Annotated in this window: 15 protein-coding genes; 6 read left to right on the forward strand and 9 right to left on the reverse strand. The window is 57.8% G+C overall.

Annotation, left to right across the window (positions count from 1 at the left end):
- Positions 1-126: 126 nt before the first annotated feature.
- The 6 genes from AC2FFE_RS04885 to AC2FFE_RS04910 form a co-directional block, all read right to left on the reverse strand.
- Positions 127-867, reverse strand: coding sequence for a maleate cis-trans isomerase family protein (locus AC2FFE_RS04885; protein WP_496846039.1), 741 nt, complete (start codon positions 865-867; stop codon positions 127-129).
- A complete protein-coding gene (locus AC2FFE_RS04890; RefSeq protein ID WP_496846040.1) occupies positions 864-1931 on the reverse strand; it encodes a pyridoxal phosphate-dependent aminotransferase in 1068 nt (355 codons plus the stop codon). The genes AC2FFE_RS04885 and AC2FFE_RS04890 overlap by 4 nt, the downstream gene beginning before the upstream one ends.
- Positions 1928-3580 carry a hydantoinase B/oxoprolinase family protein gene (locus tag AC2FFE_RS04895; protein ID WP_496818081.1) on the reverse strand — a complete coding sequence of 551 codons (1653 nt, stop codon included), beginning with the start codon at positions 3578-3580 and terminating at the stop codon, positions 1928-1930. The genes AC2FFE_RS04890 and AC2FFE_RS04895 overlap by 4 nt, the downstream gene beginning before the upstream one ends.
- On the reverse strand, positions 3580-5673 hold the full coding sequence (locus tag AC2FFE_RS04900) for a hydantoinase/oxoprolinase family protein (protein WP_496818080.1): 2094 nt from the start codon (positions 5671-5673) through the stop codon (positions 3580-3582). The genes AC2FFE_RS04895 and AC2FFE_RS04900 overlap by 1 nt, the downstream gene beginning before the upstream one ends.
- Before the next feature lie 217 nt (positions 5674-5890).
- Positions 5891-6862 carry a pyridoxamine 5'-phosphate oxidase family protein gene (locus AC2FFE_RS04905; RefSeq protein ID WP_496818078.1) on the reverse strand — a complete coding sequence of 324 codons (972 nt, stop codon included), beginning with the start codon at positions 6860-6862 and terminating at the stop codon, positions 5891-5893.
- A gap of 38 nt (positions 6863-6900) precedes the next feature.
- Positions 6901-7524 (reverse strand): glutathione S-transferase family protein, encoded by a 624-nt coding sequence (locus AC2FFE_RS04910; protein ID WP_496818077.1) that lies wholly within the window; start codon positions 7522-7524, stop codon positions 6901-6903.
- A gap of 103 nt (positions 7525-7627) precedes the next feature.
- On the opposite strand from AC2FFE_RS04910, the gene AC2FFE_RS04915 reads away from it, so the two are divergent.
- From AC2FFE_RS04915 to AC2FFE_RS04930, 4 genes are all read left to right on the forward strand, one after another.
- Entirely contained in the window at positions 7628-8515 is an 888-nt protein-coding gene (locus AC2FFE_RS04915; RefSeq protein WP_496846041.1) for a LysR family transcriptional regulator, read from the forward strand.
- 139 nt (positions 8516-8654) lie between these two features.
- Positions 8655-9323, forward strand: coding sequence for a cupin domain-containing protein (locus AC2FFE_RS04920; protein WP_496846042.1), 669 nt, complete (start codon positions 8655-8657; stop codon positions 9321-9323).
- Positions 9324-9336: 13 nt separating this feature from the next.
- Positions 9337-10425, forward strand: coding sequence for a flavin monoamine oxidase family protein (locus AC2FFE_RS04925; RefSeq protein WP_496846043.1), 1089 nt, complete (start codon positions 9337-9339; stop codon positions 10423-10425).
- Entirely contained in the window at positions 10425-10985 is a 561-nt protein-coding gene (locus AC2FFE_RS04930; protein WP_496818073.1) for a TetR/AcrR family transcriptional regulator, read from the forward strand. Before AC2FFE_RS04925 ends, AC2FFE_RS04930 begins: the two co-directional genes overlap by 1 nt.
- Before the next feature lie 20 nt (positions 10986-11005).
- Here AC2FFE_RS04930 and AC2FFE_RS04935 read toward each other — a convergent pair whose 3' ends face one another.
- The 3 genes from AC2FFE_RS04935 to AC2FFE_RS04945 form a co-directional block, all read right to left on the reverse strand.
- Positions 11006-11839, reverse strand: coding sequence for an HTD2 family dehydratase (locus tag AC2FFE_RS04935; RefSeq protein ID WP_496846044.1), 834 nt, complete (start codon positions 11837-11839; stop codon positions 11006-11008).
- Positions 11840-11938: 99 nt separating this feature from the next.
- On the reverse strand, positions 11939-13042 hold the full coding sequence (locus AC2FFE_RS04940; protein WP_496818071.1) for a mandelate racemase/muconate lactonizing enzyme family protein: 1104 nt from the start codon (positions 13040-13042) through the stop codon (positions 11939-11941).
- A gap of 1 nt (position 13043) precedes the next feature.
- The gene (locus AC2FFE_RS04945) at positions 13044-15530 is read right to left on the reverse strand and encodes an FAD-dependent oxidoreductase (RefSeq protein WP_496846045.1); all 2487 of its coding nucleotides are present in this window, start codon (positions 15528-15530) and stop codon (positions 13044-13046) included.
- Between the two features lie 154 nt (positions 15531-15684).
- Here AC2FFE_RS04945 and AC2FFE_RS04950 point away from each other — a divergent pair, with 154 nt between their 5' ends.
- Both AC2FFE_RS04950 and AC2FFE_RS04955 read left to right on the forward strand, forming a co-directional pair.
- Positions 15685-16773 (forward strand): aromatic ring-hydroxylating oxygenase subunit alpha, encoded by a 1089-nt coding sequence (locus AC2FFE_RS04950; protein ID WP_496818068.1) that lies wholly within the window; start codon positions 15685-15687, stop codon positions 16771-16773.
- Between the two features lie 79 nt (positions 16774-16852).
- Complete coding sequence (locus AC2FFE_RS04955; RefSeq protein WP_480549526.1) at positions 16853-17236, forward strand: carboxymuconolactone decarboxylase family protein; 384 nt, start codon at positions 16853-16855, stop codon at positions 17234-17236.
- The last annotated feature ends 8 nt before the right edge of the window (positions 17237-17244 follow it).

Below are 17244 nucleotides of genomic sequence, written 5' to 3' on the forward strand. Positions count from 1 at the left end.
TTAGTGCCGCGGTAGATGCGGCGAACCTGAATTCTAAACCTGATAATAATGATAAGGAATATCGAGAACAAGAGGTCACACCGCGGATTCTGGTCATATCTGCGTGAGAATTACGCCCGTATTGGATCACATGTGGTCAAACAAGTGGCCCGGAAGGCCGCTATGTCTTGGCAGACGCAACACGCGGACCAGCGCAAACATCATCGCCTGGTTCGAGGTGATAACCGGTTTTCCAAGCTGGTGTTCAATCTGCTTAACCGCCTCGACTGCGCGCATATCGGTGCAGCTGAGCACAATGGCCTTTGCCTCAGGGTGATCTGCGCGACAGGCAAGATCAAAAACCTCATCCGGCGTCAGCTCACCCTGCCCATAGTTCCCCAACGCCCGCCCGATATCGGCACAATGCACAGTGGTGATGTCGTTCCGCGCAAGAAAATCTGCGGCCCGCACGTTGATCTCATCCAAATAGGGTGAAGCGAACCCGACCTTGCCCACACCCAATGCTTTGATCGCCTGTACCAGGGCCCCGGCTGCGGTGAAGGTGATAGCCCCAGATGCGGCTTTGATATCCCGCGCCAGTTGCGCGTCGAAAGACGGCCCATGCGTCAGGGTGGCAGAGGTACAGCCGTACAGCACCACATCAGGCCGAACGCCCGCGATCATTCTCAGGTCGTGGCTTATATCCGAAGCACCCAGCCCCGCCATCTGATCTGAGCCGGGGATTTCATCGACGTCATACCCGCCCATGCGCTGAAAATGCACTGTCGTATCCGGGCATCGCATCAGCATCATGTCGGCTTCCAGATTGGTGTTGGTGAAGGGTACCAACACACCGATTTTAGCTCGTGTTCGGGTCTCTTGGATCATGACGTTACCTTTCTGAGTACGGCAAGGCAGCGATCCATGATCGCCTGCGGACAGATCGTGGCGCGCAGGCAATCGCCCAGCCCATAACCGCACATGCCCCGCATCAGTAAACCCTCGGCCCGCAGCGCGCGATCAGCTTTCCGAGCGGTTTCGACATCCGCAAACCTGATCAGCACAAAATTTGTATGGCTGTGCGGTACAGTCAAGCCGAGCGCCCTGCACTCACTGGCAAAGTGATCCCGGATAGAAGCCGTACAGTTTACTGTTTTCCGCATATGCGCCTGATCCTGCATCGCTGCCGTGGCCATGGCTTGCGAGGGTATGGATACGTTGTTCGGGTTCAGGACTTTCCGAACCTCAGATGCAATCTCTGGGGGAAAGACACCCCAACCCACTCGAGCGCCCGCTAACCCATATGCTTTTGAGAACGTGCGCAAAACCACCGTATCACCGCGTTTCGCCAAGGAAAAAATCTCAGCCGGATTCTGGTCTGTATCTACAAACTCTGCATAGGCTTGATCGACCACGAGCAATACGTCGTTTCGCAGAGCGTTGCGAAGACGGATGATTTCAGCATTCGGGATCACAGTTCCTGTCGGATTGCCCGGGTTGCAGACAAAAACAATCCGCGTTTTGGGCGTGACAGCGGCCAAGATATCATCGACCGAAACGGTCAGATCGACCTCATGCGCCTCCACATAATCAGCCTTCACCTGCGCCGTAGCAGACGCCACATAGGCATAGCAGTAATCCGTACCCAACACCCCATCGCCCGGGCCGACATAGGCACGGATCAAGCAACCGATCAGTTCCATCGAGCCCGCGCCGCACAGGGTCATTTCAGGGTCGAGGTCATGCACCTTGGCAATTGTCGCGCGCAAGTCAGGCCAGTCCGGATCGGGATAATATGGCATTTGGTCCATCACCGCTCGCCCCGCGGCAACGGCCATTGGACTGGGCGGAAAGGCGCTTTCATTCTGTGCCAGAGAAACGGTACCTGCATCCCCAAGATCAGCCAAAGCGTAGGGAGCCATCGCGCGGATATGGCCGACTGCTCGGATCATGGCTTGCCTCCGTAGGCCTTGGCCCCTTCGGATGTTACCAATCCGCGCTTTAGATCCAGCGCGAGCGCGTCCGGGTTCCGATCCGCCGGGTCACCGAACCCGCCACCTCCGGGCGTGTCGAAGATAAGGTAGTCCCCGCCTTCGACTCGCAATTCGCCCTTGCCGGGGATGTCGCGGTCACTATTTCGGAACCGGATACGCCCAAGCGCGCCGGGCTTTCCACCCACGCGGCCCAAAGCGGGGAATTTCAGCCGCTCGACCGACAAGAACACAATGAAGGGCGCACCGTTGGACGAGGTCATTTCGATCCTCTGCCCCAACCCGCCGCGATACTTGCCCGCCCCGCCCGAATCCGGCAGCAACTCGCGCCGCCACATGATCACTGGGGCCACGCTTTCAGTGATTTCGACCTGAGAGCCAAAGACACCCGACGGATAGGCCGTGGCCGATAAACCATCCGCGTGGGGTCTCGCGCCGGTACCGCCATTGTGGACGGGTTCAATGGCAAACTCGCGCCCGCCATTGGCCGCAACCTCAGGCGCGTGGCGCATGGGTAGATCGAACATGCACGATGCACCCTCAGCCGGAACATTGTCAGGCAGCGCCTGGTGCAGGCAACCCAGCACCAGATCGGGTGTCACCTGCCCCAACGTATGACGCATCGCCACCGGCACCGGGCGCTGCGCGTTCAGGATGCAACCTTTTGGGCCATCCACCGTGAACGGTTCCAGCGAGCCCGCATTGTTGGGAATATCGGGCCCTACAATGCAGCGCAGGGCAAAGACCGTATAAGCCGTGGCGTAGTTGAGCGGCACATTGATGCCTTTCATGGAACAACCAGATGTGCCCTTGAAATCCACATGCATGCCGTCGCTGGCAACGGTCAGCGTGGCGTGCAGTTCCAGCTCATTCTCGTAGCCGTCCATGCGCAGCACGTTCTTGTAAACGCCTTCGGGCACCTCGGCGATGGCCTCCAGCGCGCCTTTGCGCGAAGTGTCGATGATATAGCTGCCCAAGCGGTCCAGATCGTCGATCCCGAACTCTTCCATCATCGCCACCAGTCGGTTCACCCCGGTTTCACAACAGGCAATCAGGGCGTAAATGTCACCCTCATTGGCAATCGGCTCGCGCGAGTTGGCGCGGATGATGTCCATCAGCAGTGCATTTGGCGTGCCTTCTTCGACCAGCTTGCAAGGGGGGATCAGCAGGCCCTCGTCGTAAACATCCGATCCTTCCGGTCCCATGCCTAAACCGCCCAAATCCACCAGATGTGAGGTGCAGGAGGTAAACCCAGCCACCTTACCATCCTTGAACGCAGGCATCATCAGCAGGAAGTCGTTCAGGTGCCCTGAAGCCAGCCAGGGGTCGTTGGTCATGTAGATGTCGCCGGGCCTCATGTCTTGAATGGCAAAGCGCTGACACAGATGTAGAACCGCCTCGGCCATGGTGTTGATGTGTCCGGGCGTGCCAGTCACTGCTTGGGCCAGCATCCGGCCATCGACGTCGAAGATTCCAGCAGAGATATCGCCGCATTCCCTCACGATAGGGGAAAAGGCGGCGCGGATCAGGGTCTGGCCCTGTTCCTCAACCACCGCCAGCAGGCGGTTCCACATCACTTGTAGGCGAGCGGGGGAAAGGTCGGTTGTCATCATGCGCCTCCTTTCTGGTTCTGGATCAGCACCAGGTTGCCAATTGCATCCATTTGGGCCGTAAAATCGGCGGACACGAGCGTGGTGGTCTGGGGCTCATGGATCAGCGCTGGTCCCGGCACGTGATCACCGGGTTTCAGATCGGCACGCGCGATGAATCCCGCGTCTTTTGCGATGCCATCCACATCGCAGGTGATCGGGCGCGTCTCGGGCGCTATGACTGCGCAACGTTGAGGCGTATCGGGCACTGTCGGCACTGCAGCGTCCAAAGTGGCCACACGGACGGCCCAATTGAGGATTTCAATCTGCATCCCCGGCACAGGGCGCGAGAATTGTTTTCGGTACTCCTCCTCAAAGGCGGCGGTCAATGGAGCAATGTCATCGATCGTCAGAGCTCGGTCTGGCAAGGCGATTTCAATCTCGTGCCCTTGCCCGAGATAACGCATGAAAGCCGTGCGCTTGGTTTGAGTTTGCGCATCGCTTGCCCCTTTGGCCACGACCTCTTTCGCCTCGGAAATCATCGCATCGAACAAGGAGTTCACCCCGTCCAGGTCCATGCTGCTCAGCAGCGAATAGTGTGAGCGCACTATCTCGAACGAGACCGGTGCGAACAGGAAGCCGACAGCCGATCCGACGCCCGGATTCGGCGGGATCACGATCCGCGACACCCCGGCAGAACGGGCGACGCGGCTGGCGTGTAACGGACCATTGCCGCCAAAGGCGATCATTGTGCGTGGGCCGAGGTCTTTGCCACTTTCTACAGCATGCATGCGTCCGGCGCTGGCCATGCTTTCATCTACAATGCGGCTGACACCATCCGCCGAACCGACGGCGTCGAGTTGCAACCGCTCGCCAATCACACGGGTCAGCGCGGCTTTGGCGCTTTCGTGGTCCAGCCGGATATGACCCTCGGCAAAGGTGTCCGGAACGATATAGCCCAGTGCGACGTCACTGTCGGTCACTGTGGGACTGGTGCCTCCACGCATAAAAGCCACCGGTCCCGGCTCAGACCCGGCGGATTTAGGTCCCACCGTCAAGCGCCCCAGACGGTCCACACCGGCAATTGAGCCGCCCCCCGCACCAATCTCGATCATCTCAATCACCGGAATGCGCACCGGCATGCCCGAGCCTTTGATGAACCGCGCGGCGCGGGCGATTTCGAAAGAACGTGAAGTCTGTGGCCGTGCGTTGTCTATCAGGCAGAGCTTGGCAGTGGTGCCGCCCATGTCAAAGGACAAAACTTGATCGAGGCCCGCTTGCGCAGCTATGCGTGCGGCCAGAATGGCCCCACCCGCTGGGCCGGATTCGACTAGGCGGATCGGAAAGCGCGCAGCGGTTTCGATGGTGCACATACCGCCTCCCGCTGTCATCATCAGGATGGGGCAGCTTGCGCCCTCGGCTGCGAATTGCTCGACGAACCGGGCCAGATAGCTTTGCATCAAGGGCTGGATGTATGCGTTTGCGACCGTGGTGCAGAGCCGGTCGAACTCGCGCGCTTCGGGACTGACATCGGATGAGATCGAGACGGTTAGGTCTGGGCGGCGCTCGGCCAGAAGATCTCGCAGACGCTGCTCATGCGCAGGGTTGGCATAGGCGTGCATCAGGCAGATCGCGACAACCTCGGCCCCGCAGGTGTCCAATTCAGCCAACAGGTCATCCAACCGCGCCTCGTCCAGCGGGATCAGCACTTTGCCTTCGGCGGACATACGTTCGCGGATCACAAAGGATCGCTCACGCGGGACTAGAAGGTCGGGCTTTTCCAGATTGATATCATATTGGGAATAGCGCCTCTCATACCCGATATCGAGGATGTCGCGGAACCCTTCGGTGCAGATCGTGGCCACCACGGCCCCGCGCCGTTCGATCAGCGCATTTGTCGCCAGCGTTGTGCCATGGATGAACCCTGTCACCTGTGGCAGAGACCGCCCGCTTGCGGCCATTACCCGCTGCGCGCCCTCCATCGCCCCGTCCGCCGGGTTCTGATGGGTCGTCAGGGTTTTGGCCGAGGTCAGTATCGTCTCATCGCCTTCGACCAAAACCGTATCGGTAAAGGTGCCGCCAATATCGATGGCCAGGCGCAGCGCATATGTCATGTTTCATCTCGTTTTGCATGTGACTTCGACCAATCAGAACGCCCTGCAGGCTTCTATTGACACATCACAACGAGATCACAGCCGGTTGCCCGGCGGTCCAATGGGTTGGTTGCTAAAACACGGCGCATATCTATTTGTTGCGCTGGATAACCGCCAGAACTAGCGCATTTGCGACATATCTGACTCGGAGCGACATACCTAACTGGGTATCCACCCCTTACCTTGCTTTTGTTGTCCAACTCCCCGTGCCGAGGCTGGTCGGTGAATATTCGGTCAGTTCTGCACGAAACGGCAACGCGTCATGTATCCGAATGCCGCTGACCAACTCAAACCGCCAGCCGCGTTGAGCACCTTCAAACCCCACGATGTCCGGATGCTGTTCCTCCAAAACGTCTACCGTTCCTGTCAGCATCAGAACATCGCCGGTTTGATAGTCAGGAAATAGTAAACCTGCACGCGGCGTGACCAGAAAGTTGCCCAGCGTGTTGAAGAAGTTATTCCCCTGAAAGTCCGGCACCAGAAGGCTGTTGCCCTGCACTTTCACAAACCCCGACCGCCCGCCGCGATGCGAAACGTCAACGCTGCGACCCGTATCGGTGTCTGCATAACTTGCGACGTAGAATGCGTTGGCTGAGGCGATCATGTCGCGCGCGGCGGTGTCCAGTTCATTGAACCGCTCAATTTTTGAGTTCTTCGAGTTGCTGCCCGGCTCGCGGATGAAGTCAATGTCATGCGTTTGAATGTATTTCGGACAATTCCCGAAAGACTGGGTCACATCCAACAGTATGCCGGTCTCTGATACCTCACCAATCGTCGCATTCAGGCGATTCCGCCGCCGCGTCGAAAGCTCAAGCCCCAGCAAACCCAGCGGCGTGTCGCGTACCAGAGTGTCTGCCAATGGATCGTTGGTATGAGGCATGGCCTGCAGTCTCAACTGTCTGTCATTCGGTGAGGACAAAAATCCAGGCTGGCCCGACAGGATTGATGCCCAGGGCCAGCCATCTTGATCAACACTGCCCAAAAATACAAAGGGCAACTGTGCAAAGAACTCACGATGCTGGTCCGGCATGAACGGGCGGATCACCGTCCGGCCTATCTTTTCCATTCTGTCCTGTTTTCCGATGCGGCGCTGCATCTCGCGCTCGCCGCGGTGAAACGGAGAATGCTCGGTTTGAACTGGCGCGTTCATGGCGGACCTCTCAGTGTTTCGTGGGTTCAGATGCTGGTTCAGGCGGCGTTTAGCCCGGCTGCGGTTTTGGGCATTGGAACAAACCCTTCCAAAGCTTCGATATTGGCCAGCAGTTGACGCACATTCGGGTAGGGTTCCAACGAAACGTCGCCTTCGGGGGCATGGGCGGTGTAGCTGTAGATGGCCACATCAGCGATTGTGGGCCGATCACCGACCAGCCAATTGCGCCCGTCCAGATGTGCGTCCAGCTTGCCCAACACTTTGGCTGCTGTTGCGTGGGTAAACGCCTTGTCCAAAGGTGCGTTGAACACATTGATCAACCGGGCGGCTGCGGGGCCGAAGGCGAGCTCGCCAGCGGCAAGGGTCAGGAATTTCTGAACCTCAGCCTCAAGCACCGGATCATTGGGCAAATAGTCAGGGGCGTATTTGCGGGCGAGGTAAACGAGGATCGCGTTGCTGTCGCACACGACAGTATCGCCGTCCTCTAAAACCGGAACTTGCCCTGCAGGGTTCAAGGCCAGAAACGCATCCTGTTTATGCGCCCCGCCTGCCAAATCCACATTGACAACGTCATGAGGGATATCGGCTAAATTTGCGAACAAAACCACCCGGTGGGCGTGGCCAGATAGCGGAAAGCTGTGAATGCGGAGGGGATGTGTCATCAGATGGCTCCTTCTTTTGATTGCACTGGAGCCAGAGATAACTTGCTGAGAGTTGGGCGATAATATATTCATATGTTGAATTACTATGAACGAAGCGTAGATAATGGACACCATCGCAGGAATGCGGGTTTTTGTGGCTGTCGCAAGCCACGCATCGTTTACAGACGGTGCCCGACAGGTCGGCATCAGCACAAAACTGGCCAGTAAATACATCGGCCAGCTAGAGCAGCGTCTGAACGCTCAGCTTCTTCATCGCACCACCCGCAGTGTCACCCTGACCGACACCGGCAAGGCCTATTTCGAACGCTGCTTGCCGCTCTTGGAACAATTCGATGAGTTGGAAGGGCTGGTCCAGCAACGTCAGACCGAGCTGGCCGGACGCATCCGGATCACAGCCCCGACTGGTTATGGATCGGCCGAGTTAGTTCACCTGCTCAAACCCTTTCAGGATGAACATCCAGCTGTTTTGATCGAACTGCATTTGTCTGATCACCATGTGTCCTTGGTGGATGAAGGGTTTGATCTGGCCATTCGCTTTGGGGCGCAGAAAGACTCCTCGCTGGTGGCACGTAAGTTGACCGATATGCGTATCGTTTGCTGTGCTGCACCGGATTACCTGGGCCGAATGGGAGCCCCCAAAACGCCAGAAGATCTGTCACGGCACAACTGCCTGCTGCAAACGACGGGCAATCTGATCGACAGTTGGGATTTCAAAATCTCGGATGGAAAACTGTTTGTACCAGTCTCGGGCAACTTCCGCGCCAATTCGCCTCGCGCGGTCGCGAACATGGCCGCTGATGGGTTGGGGATCGGGCGGGTGCCTTTGTACACTGCGAAGCCGTTCTTGGCGGAAGGACGGCTAAAGTTGATCCTTGAGGCATACGAGGCCCGGATTTTGGGCCTATACGCCACTTACCCGCCCAACCGGCACCTGACCGCCAGAATTCGCGCGTTGATCGACTATCTGGTGACTGCTCTGGCGCATTCATAGCGGTTTTGATCGGTTAAATACCTAAAGTACAACCGAAAAATCGTTGTTCGAAACTTGGTATTGAAAATTGCCTACCTAGTAGTAGATAGTTATTGCGAAGCTTGTATGCCAATCTACCTCTCCCGAGAAGGAACCTCCCATGGAACTGAACTCCGATTTCTCTGCCCGCGTCGTTGTCCACTCGGACCAGATTGATTGGTTGCCTTCGCCTATGAAGGGCGTTGACCGTCGGATGCTGGACCGGATCGGAGGCGAAGTGGCCCGTGCCACCACCATTGTGCGTTATGCACCAGGCAGTTCGTTCTCGGCCCACACCCATACCGGAGGTGAAGAATTCATCGTGCTGGATGGAGTATTTCAAGACGAGCACGGCGACTTCCCCGCAGGCACCTATGTGCGCAACCCGCCAACCTCGTCTCACACGCCTGGTTCGGCACCGGGATGTACGATCTTTGTCAAACTCTGGCAGTTTGACATGGGGGACCGAAAGCAGTTCCGTAAAACAATGGCGGAGGAGCTTGGTGCGCCGGTCAATGGCGTTGCGACAGCACTACTACACGAAGATTCCCGCGAACGCGTCACCTACAGCCATCTTGACCCGGGTGCAGAACTGACTTCGGATGCAGCCGGTGGGCACGAGTTGTTGGTCATAGATGGCCAGATCACCTCGGGCGGAGATACGCTGGCTAAGAACGCATGGCTACGGTCGCCTGACAGCGAAAACCTGACGGCTGTGGCAGGTCCTGATGGTGCAAAGGTCTGGATGAAGACCGGCCATCTGCCTTATGCCAAAGCGCCGGCGGTTTGATTGCGCCGTGCACATGAACTCTCAACCCAGACTACGGACGCAGACCCTGATTATCGGAGGCGGTCTTTCGGGCCTGAGCCTTGCGGCAGAGCTAACGCGACAAGGGCATGACTTTGTTTTGGCCGAAGCTCGGGATCGTCTGGGCGGTCGTATTCTGACCCGGCATCATGGCGATACCGGCTATGATCTGGGTCCTGCTTGGTTCTGGCCCGGTCAGCCAAGGATTGCAGACTTGATCGGTCAACTTGGTCTATCTTGGTTCGAACAGCATTATGCCGGCGAGCTGACCTATGAGGACGAACATGGCCGCGTGTCGCGGGGCCTTGGATTTGCATCCATGCGGGGATCGCTGCGATTGGACGGCGGCTTTGGTGCGCTGATCGACGCTTTGTCGACAAGCGTTCACCCGGACAGGGTTCACCTGTCGACGCCAATACAACAGATCGCGCGTGCCGAAGATGGAGTGATTGCAACAGCTATCGACGGTCGAGCCGTTCATGCTGATCGGGTTGTGCTCGCGCTGCCCCCTCGTGTTGCTGCGCAGTTGTCCTTTGTGCCCGCATTGCCTGACCAAGCGCTGAGCTCGATGCTTGCGGTGCCCACTTGGATGGCGGGCCAGGCCAAAGTTGTTGCAATCTATGCATCACCCTTCTGGCGCAACTCCGGATTGTCCGGCGACGCGATGAGCCGTCGAGGTCCGATGGTTGAAATCCACGATGCCTCGCCCGCCCAAGACGCACCCTATGCGCTATTCGGTTTTGTCGGAGTGCCGCCGCAGGCGCGCAAAGATCAGGTGCATCTGCGCCAACTGGTCTTGAATCAACTCGTGCGGCTGTTCGGGCAAGAGGCTGCACAGCCGCTGGACCTGTTTATCAAAGACTGGGCCGATGACCCGTTCACGGCAACATTGGAAGATCAGCAGCCGCTATTCAATCACCCAACATACGGCCTGCCCTCACCCTTGATGGGTCTGTGGGACCAAGTGCTGATATTCGCTGGGACCGAGGTTGCCTCCCAGTTCGGTGGATACGTTGAAGGTGCATTGGAAGCGGCGGAACAGGCCGCAAGGCTTGTCGCAACGCAAAAGGTAGAGTTTTCATGATGACCGATACGAAAGCGGCCCTTCTAAACGTCGCCGAGCAGGCCGCGCGCACCCATGGGTTTGATGGGTTCAGCTATGCGGATTTGGCCGATGAGGTCGGCATTCGCAAAGCATCCATCCACTATCATTTCCCGACTAAGGCAGCGTTATCCGCGGCATTGATGGATCGATACCATGAGGCGTTGAAGGCCGATTGTGATCGGATCGATGCCGCTTGCCCCTTCGCCGGTCAGCGTTTGTTGGCGCTGATTGATATCTATCGGGACGCTTTGAGTGGCGGCAAAACATTGTGTCTGTGCGTGGCCTTGATCAGCAGTCGCGAAAGCCTGTCGGCTGAGGTGATCCAAAAGATATCTGAGTTCCGAGCGATGATGGTGAACTGGCTGACCCATGTGTTCGAACTGGCTGCGCAGGATGGCTCCATTTCATCTTTGGGTGCCGCCCCGGCCGAGGCCCGCGCGGCCCTTGCCCTGCTGGAAGGGGCACATCTGACCGCACGGGCCGAGGAAAACACCTTTCGCTTCAATCAGGCCGTTGAATTGCTTGAGGCGCGGTGCTGAGCGCGATTAACGGTTGAGGATCAGAACGACGCATGGGCCTGCATCGCCTGGACCCCGTCATGGCGGCGAGCCCAAAGGTCCAAACCATCTTCACTCACCCTGCCTTCAAGGTGAAATGGTGCCATCCCGGCGATGGGAGACAGGCCTTTGAATGCGAATGTTTTCAGCGGTTTGTCGACGATCCGACAGGCCAGATCGGCCAATAGTTTCGCTGTCAACGGGCCGTGAAAAACCAGCCCGTCATACCCTTCGACGGTGCGGGCATAGTCCACGTCGTAGTGTATGCGGTGGCCATTGAAAGTTAGGGCCGAATAGCGGAACAGCATGACCTCGGAGGGCGTAACCAATTCCGAAACCTCTGCGTCGGCAGGCGCAGCAGGTTGCGCGGGTTTTGGTGCGTTAGGGTTTGGGTCTTCGCGATAAACGATGTCATGTTCTTCGATCAGGGCAAGCGTGCCATCTTCGGCCAGAACCTCATGCATCACTGTGACAAAGCACAGCTCCCCGCTGCGCCCGTTTTTTTCAGTGATTGCTTTGATGGTCGAGCGTTTCTTGACACGCGCCCCCAGCAGCAAGGGTGTATGAAACGTAAATCGACCCCCTGCCCACATGCGCCGAGGCAATGTAACAGGTGGCAAAAAATCGCCCTTTTTTGGGTGCCCGTCCCGCCCCAACTGATCCAGCGGTTTGGCGTCGAGAAAGTAGAGCCAATGCCATAGCGGGGGGAGCGGATCACCAATCTCCAAGCTGGGCTCCCGCACCAGCGTGGCTTGCATGAACCGCGCTGGTTCGGGGCGCAGGATGTCGCTGTGGCTTTCGCTACGTCCGATCCAACTGTCGAAGGTATTTGGCATGGTACGCCCAAAGCTTGCGCCACATACGATCCGTGGCTGTTGGGGTCAGCCTAGGATCGCGCGGTGCCAACGACAAGACAGACCACGCGATGATGTGGATCAGTCGATGATTGCAATCGGCTGACCCAGCGTATCAACATCGGGCGTGATACCCAAACCGGGCCCCTCGGGCGGGGTGATACGGCCATTCTGACGCACGGGACAATCCGAAGCCAATCGGGGCCCGACATAGTGGCTCAGGTCGCAAGTGTTCAGGATGCCACGCGCGGGTGTCGATGCTGCAAGATGCAGCACAGCCGCAGTTGTTATATCGCTGCCCCAAGTGTCTTCGATACACATCTGGGTGCCCAGCGTCAGACAAAGGTCGCGGATTTGCCGCATCGCAGACAGGCCACCCATCTTGGACAGTTTCAACGCCGCCGCCTGCATGCAGCCCAGTTGGTGCGCCTCAAGCACCGAGGTGATGTCATGGGCGTTTTCGTCGATCTTCATAGGCAGGCCGGTTGTACGCTGGACATGGGCGCATTCATGCAAACTGGCGCAGGGCTGTTCCAGCATTACGTCCATATGAGATGCGGCCCGCCCGACCCGGATGGCCGTCAGCGCATCGCAGCCGCAGTTCCAATCGCCGTAAACCAAGGGACCTGCCCCAACGGCTTCGCGCACCTTGGCCAGACGTTCCACATCCGCTTGCCAGTCGTCGTCCGCACCCAGCTTCACTTGAAACTGGCGCATACCGTTGTCATAAGCGTCGCGTGCCATTCGGGCCATTTCATCCGGTGCGACGCAGGTGATCGAGTGATAGAGCGGCATGTCTTTGACTTGCCGCCCGCCCAACAGGCGATGCAGCGGCAGGGACGCCGCCTGCGCAGTCAGATCCCACAGAGCCATATCGATGGCCGACTTGGCATAGCCATGGCCGTACAGGTAGGCGTTCGCGCGTTCCATCAATGCCTCGGGGCCAACCGGGTCGGCCCCGATCAGAACCGGAGCCAGTTCCATGACGGCAGGGATGACGCCCTTGGCATAGGCCGGCAAGTAGTGGGGAATGGGGCAGACCTCACCCCATCCTTGCAGCCCGGCATCCGTATCGATTCGCAGAACCACAGAGGTGGTGGTGTCGCAGGTTTTTCCATCAGCCATATAGTAGGTCTCATGGCTGGTCAGGGGAACTTCCCACAGCGCGATGCGCGTGATCTTCACGTCAGGCTTCCTCTACTTGCTCAAGCTGTGGGGCGTCGGTGCGCGGCAGAAGGCTGGCCGGGTCATAGGCTGGTTCAGCCAGGATGCGCCCTTTGCGCGGCGTGCCCGCAATGATGACCTCGATTTCGGTGCCCGGCACATGGGCGTGCGGCTTGATATAAGCAAAGGCCAAGATCTTGCCGACCGTGTGGCCATAGGCGACCGAGGCCGTTGCGCCGACAATTTCACCATCCACAACAACAGCTTCGCCGCCATGGCCGTCCTCAACCCCATCCGGTTCGATCTCCAGATAGGCACAGATCCACGGCATTTCGCCCTTCTCGGCCTGATCCGCACTGACACGCGTGGCTTCGACGCCCAAATAGTCTTTGTTCAGCTTCATGAAGCGGCCTACATTGGCCTCGGGCAGCGTGACCTCGTTGGTCAACTCTCCTGCGCCGGGGAAGGCCTTCTCCATCCGCATCGCGTTCATCGCGAAGGACCCGTAATTGACGATGCCGTACGCCTCACCCGCAGCCCATAGCGCCGAATAGACGTCAACGCAGGCCGCGTCCGGCATGTGCAGTTCCCAACCGAGTTCACCTGCATAAGACATTCGGAACGCCCAGACCTGATGGCCCGCGACCGTGATTTCCTGCGCTGACAGCCAACGGAACCCCGCATTGGACAGATCGGCGTCAGTGCATTGACTCAGAACGTCCCGCGATTTCGGGCCGTTCAACGACAAGGCTGACCATCCGGCGGATAGCGCCGTGATGATCACATCTTCATCGGCGCGGTTGTGGTTCAGGTGATCCAGCAGGCGCTGCTCAAAAAAGGCGGCGCAAACGAGATAGAACCGATCATCCGCCATGCGCACCAGCGTGGTCTCCAACTCAACCCGGCCCCGGCGGTTCAGCATATGTGTCAGCGTGATCGAGCCGGTTTTCTGCGGCATCTTGTTGGCGGTCAGGCGGTCTAGCAGAGCATAGGCGTCCGGGCCCGAAACTTCGACTTTGGTAAAGGCGGTGACGTCCATGATTCCGACACTCTCGCGAACGGCTTTGACCTCGGCCCCGACCACATCATGCACCACATTGCGGCGAAAGCTGTAGTGGTCGCGCTGCTCAACCCCTTCCGGCGCGAACCAGCGGGGGCGTTCAAACCCATAGACCTCTTCATACACCGCGCCCTTGTCCTTGAGAATTTCATAGAGCGGAGAAGGCTTTACCGGACGCCCCTCCAAGCGGTTGAAATGCGGGAACGGAATTTCATGGCGCAGTTTGTAATCCTCATGCGCTTTTATGACCTGCCAGTCCTTCTTGGCATAGCTGCCAAAGCGGCGCGGGTCGTAGTCGCGCATCGAAATGTCAGCCGCTCCACGGACCATCCACTTGGCGAGTTCGCGGGTTAGGCCGGGGCCCCAACCGATCCCAATCTGGGTTCCACAGCAGCACCAGTAGTTCTTGACGCCCGGAGCAGGGCCAACCATCGGGTTGCCATCCGGCGGGTGGCTGATCGCGCCGTGGACCTCACGGGTAATGCCCAGTTCCGCAAAGATCGGCATACGTACCAGCGAGTTCTCAAGCCAGGGCATGACGCGGTCATAGTCAGCCTCGAACAGCCAGTTCTCGTATTCCCATGGGCATTCGTCGTGCCAAACCGAGTTCGAGTTCTCTTTCTCGTAAATCCCGATCAGGCCCTTTTTCTGCTCCATCCGGATATAGCCCGAGACCATCTTGTCATCGCGGATCACCGGCAGTTCAGTGTCCAGATTCTGAAATTCGGGCACGTTTTCGGTGACGAAATAGTGGTGTGTCATCGAGGTCATGGGCAGCTGCAGTCCCGACCATTCGCCCATCTGGCGCGCGTAGGTGCCGCCTGCATTGACCACATGCTCACAGGTGATTGTGCCCTTTTCGGTCTCAACCACCCACTCGCCCACACCGTTCTGGGTGATGTCGGTGGCGCGGCAATGACGGAAGATGCGCACCCCTTTCTGACGCGCACCGGTGGCCATCGCCATGGTCACGTTCGAGGGGTCCACGTGGCCATCGTCCGGGGTATAAAGCGCGCCCAGAACGCCATCCAGATTATAAAACGGGTGCTTTTCTGCGATGAAGTCGGGCCCGACCAACTCGATGTTAAACCCCAGCGAACGACCCACGGACAAGGTGTGGCGCAACCAGTCCATCTCATCCTCGGTATAGGCCAAGCGGAACGAGCCGCAGCCATGCCAGGTGACGGCTTGCCCGGTCTCTTCCTCAAGCGTCTTGGAATACAGGCCAATATTGTAATCGACCATCCGCCCCAGCCCGTAGGAGCTGGTCGAATGGGTGATCTGCCCGGCCGCGTGCCATGTCGATCCGCTGGTCAGTTCAGCCTTTTCCAGCAGGATTGTGTCTTCGCCCCAGCCTTCATGCCCCAGATGATAGGCCAGGCCGCAACCCATGACGCCACCGCCAACAATGACGACCTTCGCACGCTGCGGCAGTTCTGTTTTGGACATCACAAAATTCCTGTTCGAGAGTCGCAGATTTCTGTGGATTTGATATTCAAACAAATGTACCACGGTCAATGAAAAATGATACAAATGATTGCGGCTTGGGTTTTTGAGGCTAAACTTGCCGCCTATCACTTGGGCTTTGTTACGAGGTCAGGGAATGAATAAACCGCTCACCCATTCGCTGGAGGCCAGCTATTACACCGATCCAGCCGTCTTCCAGAATGAGATGAACGGGCTGTTGTCTCGTACCTGGCAATTTGCAGGGCATGCGGCAGATATTCCAAATGTGGGCGATTATTTTGCCTTTCAGATCGCCGGTCAGAACCTGTTTGCCATTCGTGGCCGGGATGAGGTGATCCGCACGTTCTACAACGTCTGTCAGCATCGCGCGCATGAGATGGTAACTGGTACAGGCAACACTCGCGTGGTCGTTTGCCCCTATCACCAATGGACCTATGAGCTAACCGGCGGATTGCGCGCCGGGCCGAACATCAAAAAGGTTCCCGGATTTGATCGTGAGAAAATCTGCCTGACCGAGGTTCGGACTGAGATTTTTCTGGGCTTTATCTTTGTAAATTTGGACAAGGATGCCGCGCCAATGGACGACTGGTATCCCGGTGTGCGGGAAGAGATTGCCGCGTTTGTTCCCCAGATTGACGAGTTGGCACCGTTGGAATGGATTGAAATCCCGGAACATTGCAATTGGAAAGTCTCGGTCGAGAATTATTCGGAATGCTACCATTGCCCGACCAACCACCCGACATTTGCGGAAGGCGTAGTGAAACCCGAAACCTACGATATTCAGCCCGATATGGGTGGTGGCTATGTTTTGCGCCACACGACCGAGTGTCAGAGCCTCGAAAAGATGACTTATCCCATCGACATGTCAATGCCACATGCGGGCGACTACCAGTCTTGGTTCCTGTGGCCGATGTTCTCGTTCCAGTGTTATCCGGGCAATGTATTGAACACCTATCACTGGCGCGCTGAATCCGTTGATACCTGTACGGTCTGGCGCGGCTGGTACACGACTGGCGGGCATGAAAGTGATGTGATCCGCGGGCTGGCGGTTCAGGATCGCGAGACAACCGTGGCCGAAGATATCCGCCTGGTCGAATCCGTGTATCGCGGCCTGAAATCCAAAGGATATGTTCCCGGGCCTCTGGTTCTGGACCCTGATGGCGGGGTGATGAGCGAGCATTCAATCGCTCGGCTACAGCAATGGATGCGCGACGCTGTCGATTGATCTATGTGAAAATCTGGAATTGTGATCTGGTTGCGGGCATAGGGTCGCGCCATCATCAAAGCATTGAAACAGGAGAGAAATGATGGATGAAGATCTGTTCGAAAAAGGGTTAGAGCAGCGCAAGGCGACACTGGGGGCAGATTATGTCGAAAAGAACCTGGCCGCCGCCGATGACTTTACTCGCCCGTTTCAAGAGGCGATGACCGCCTGGTGCTGGGGTTTTGGCTGGGGTGATGACACGATCGATGCCAAGACCCGGTCGATGATGAACCTGTCTATGATCGGCGCGCTGGGAAAGATGCATGAATGGGAAATTCACTGCAAAGGCGCTTTGAACAATGGTGTCACCAAAGAAGAAATTCAGGCCATTATTCACGTGATCGGCATTTATTGCGGCGTACCGCAATCGCTGGAGTGCTTCCGCGTTGCCCGGAAAGTGCTGGAGGAGCGCGGTCTGCTCTGACCTGCTGC

This window comes from Ruegeria sp. YTSA168, from assembly GCF_059610045.1.

Coding starts and splice junctions, on each gene's coding strand:
- AC2FFE_RS04915 (WP_496846041.1), top strand. CDS start 7,628: ATGGACACCATCGCAGGAATGCGGGTTTTTGTGGCTGTCGCAAGCCAC.
- AC2FFE_RS04930 (WP_496818073.1), top strand. CDS start 10,425: ATGACCGATACGAAAGCGGCCCTTCTAAACGTCGCCGAGCAGGCCGCG.
- AC2FFE_RS04885 (WP_496846039.1), bottom strand. CDS start 867: ATGATCCAAGAGACCCGAACACGAGCTAAAATCGGTGTGTTGGTACCC.
- AC2FFE_RS04950 (WP_496818068.1), top strand. CDS start 15,685: ATGAATAAACCGCTCACCCATTCGCTGGAGGCCAGCTATTACACCGAT.
- AC2FFE_RS04945 (WP_496846045.1), bottom strand. CDS start 15,530: ATGTCCAAAACAGAACTGCCGCAGCGTGCGAAGGTCGTCATTGTTGGC.
- AC2FFE_RS04900 (WP_496818080.1), bottom strand. CDS start 5,673: ATGACATATGCGCTGCGCCTGGCCATCGATATTGGCGGCACCTTTACC.
- AC2FFE_RS04910 (WP_496818077.1), bottom strand. CDS start 7,524: ATGACACATCCCCTCCGCATTCACAGCTTTCCGCTATCTGGCCACGCC.
- AC2FFE_RS04890 (WP_496846040.1), bottom strand. CDS start 1,931: ATGATCCGAGCAGTCGGCCATATCCGCGCGATGGCTCCCTACGCTTTG.
- AC2FFE_RS04895 (WP_496818081.1), bottom strand. CDS start 3,580: ATGACAACCGACCTTTCCCCCGCTCGCCTACAAGTGATGTGGAACCGC.
- AC2FFE_RS04905 (WP_496818078.1), bottom strand. CDS start 6,862: ATGAACGCGCCAGTTCAAACCGAGCATTCTCCGTTTCACCGCGGCGAG.
- AC2FFE_RS04925 (WP_496846043.1), top strand. CDS start 9,337: ATGAACTCTCAACCCAGACTACGGACGCAGACCCTGATTATCGGAGGC.
- AC2FFE_RS04920 (WP_496846042.1), top strand. CDS start 8,655: ATGGAACTGAACTCCGATTTCTCTGCCCGCGTCGTTGTCCACTCGGAC.
- AC2FFE_RS04935 (WP_496846044.1), bottom strand. CDS start 11,839: ATGCCAAATACCTTCGACAGTTGGATCGGACGTAGCGAAAGCCACAGC.
- AC2FFE_RS04955 (WP_480549526.1), top strand. CDS start 16,853: ATGATGGATGAAGATCTGTTCGAAAAAGGGTTAGAGCAGCGCAAGGCG.